The following is a 2,003-nucleotide window of genomic DNA, read 5'->3' as shown; positions in this document are numbered from 1 at the left end:
TGTTTAGCCATAAATCACCTCTCAATTAGACCCTAGAGCTAACTTAGTAAAGTGTCTACTAAACGTGGGGTACTCGGTTGCATAACGCCCGCTTAAGTGGTGAGCAACGCAATACCGATGCCGCCGCACACCACCTTAGTCACTAAAATCAGCGCATGGTAAAAACGCCACGCGTTGCGAATCCCTCTTAGGCAGTTTGTTATGCATTTTTTGTGAAGTGCTGTTCTATATCGTAACCAACAGCAGTTCCTCTTTGCTCAAACATACTAATAAACTTCTTGATTTCTTGCTTGCCGTTAGAGCCAAAAATCAAACTATTCAATGTGGCTCTGACGCCGAATTGATTTTTAAGAGTATTTACTGGATTAGATTGTGTAACCATTTTAAAAACTCCCACACCCGCTTCCATAGTTACTGGTTTGGTAGCAGAACCTAGCCCTATTTTTGAATTAACATACTCCTAAACAGAATCTAATTGTTTTCGATAGTTAGCAACCGCCTTCAGATTGCCTTCAGATAACGCATTTTGAAATAACTTTAACCACTCTCTCAATTTTGCAAAATCTTGTCTCATCGGGAGCGCAATCTCAATAAGCTGACTAGGCGAGGAAGATTCCTGAATAACTCGAATAGGAATAGCCGGCATATTAACAAATAATGAATACAGTGAATCTGTTCCATACGTCTTTTTTGATACCTTCATCTGTTCATCGTTTAAAAACGAGGTAAGTTGATGTAAAGCATCACCCGCAGGTAACATAAAACCTGAATTAACAAAGAACCTCTTGCGTAGAGGATGCGGAGTATAACTTTTTTCATAAACAAAGCTTCGAGCACATATTCCAGCTCCACCTCACATGGTTGCTGATAAAAGTGGATGCTGAGGCCTTTTGGTTTCTTGCCAGCTCAATACATTTTCTTTACGAGCTAACATCAAAGACTCCGTTGAGCTCATATGTTCAATTATTCGATTTCGTGGTTCAACTAATTTATGAGGCTCTTCTAAAAAAGGAAAACTCCGAACTACACCTAAGTTTTTGGCTGCTAATATCGGGCTGCTTGTCCTCACCCATGCATGTTCAAATTTAGCCTCAACCAAGATCTCATCTCTCAAAACTAGGTCAGTTAAAAAATCGAACAAAGCTTCCGTTTAAATTGATGGATAACTAACAGCTTTATAGCTATGTTTACCATTTGCTATAGTAATTTCATCCGCAGATGCGTTCTCCATACCATCCACAAACAAGCTAGATATATCTTGAAGAGACCAATTATCTGAAATTATACCTTGCGCCACTCTAAACACCTCTCTGAGAGACACATTGAAGAAAATGCATAACGCCTTGTTAAGGTGTGAGGCACGCAATACTGATTCCTCCGCATACCACCCTAATAACTAAAGCCAACGCATAGTAAGAATGCCACGCGTTCCGAATCACTCTTGAACAATTTGTTAGGAGTTTTATTCATAGCGTTCACAATCTTTCGGTATGTCTATATATGTTTCATTTGCCCTCCAGTCCTGAGTCCGAGGGTCAAAGTAAAGCTCATACGTCGAGACGCTGTTATATGTACCCGATGTTATCTGATTTCCAATAGAAACTATATTTGGCTCTGAAATAGTGAAAACCCAGACGTTGTCACCTGAAACTAACTCAAGGCGACTATCAGAAACAAACAAAGCCTCTTCTGTAGAAAAAAACTCTCTAGGATAACTTTCACAATACCACTTTAAATTCTGACCATAAGAACTATAGACAGTTCTCATATTGAATTTCTCGTACAAGTCTTTTGTAGTCACTTGCTCTGCTCCGTTAGAGCTGAATGCAAGAAATGTTAAGGCGAAACTAAAAATCAATTTCATGTTCAAACTCCTACCGCGCAATTAAGGTGTGAAGCACGCAATACCGATGCTACCGCATACCTCCTTAATCACTAAAATTAACGCAGACCAAAAATGCCACGCGTGCTGAATCACTCTTAAATTGTTTGTTATGGCGCTC

At 39.6% G+C, this 2,003-nt stretch carries 4 protein-coding genes; all 4 read right to left on the bottom strand.

The genetic code is table 11. From position 1 onward, the window contains the following. Window positions 1-199 precede the first annotated feature (199 nt). The gene (locus R7P74_RS24605; protein WP_225474328.1) at window positions 200-409 is read right to left on the bottom strand and encodes a hypothetical protein; all 210 of its coding nucleotides are present in this window, start codon (window positions 407-409) and stop codon (window positions 200-202) included. A gap of 51 nt (window positions 410-460) precedes the next feature. Further along, entirely contained in the window at window positions 461-760 is a 300-nt protein-coding gene (locus tag R7P74_RS24600) for a hypothetical protein (RefSeq protein WP_225474327.1), read from the bottom strand. A gap of 390 nt (window positions 761-1,150) precedes the next feature. Next, window positions 1,151-1,297: a hypothetical protein gene (locus tag R7P74_RS24595; protein WP_225474326.1), complete on the bottom strand. Its 147-nt coding sequence runs from the start codon at window positions 1,295-1,297 to the stop codon at window positions 1,151-1,153. A 165-nt stretch (window positions 1,298-1,462) separates the two neighbouring features. Then, entirely contained in the window at window positions 1,463-1,864 is a 402-nt protein-coding gene (locus R7P74_RS24590) for a hypothetical protein (RefSeq protein ID WP_262634519.1), read from the bottom strand. Window positions 1,865-2,003: the final 139 nt, after the last annotated feature.

The sequence above is a fragment of the Vibrio sp. 2033 genome, assembly GCF_033339735.1.
This window is presented reverse-complemented; position numbering and strand designations above follow the sequence as displayed.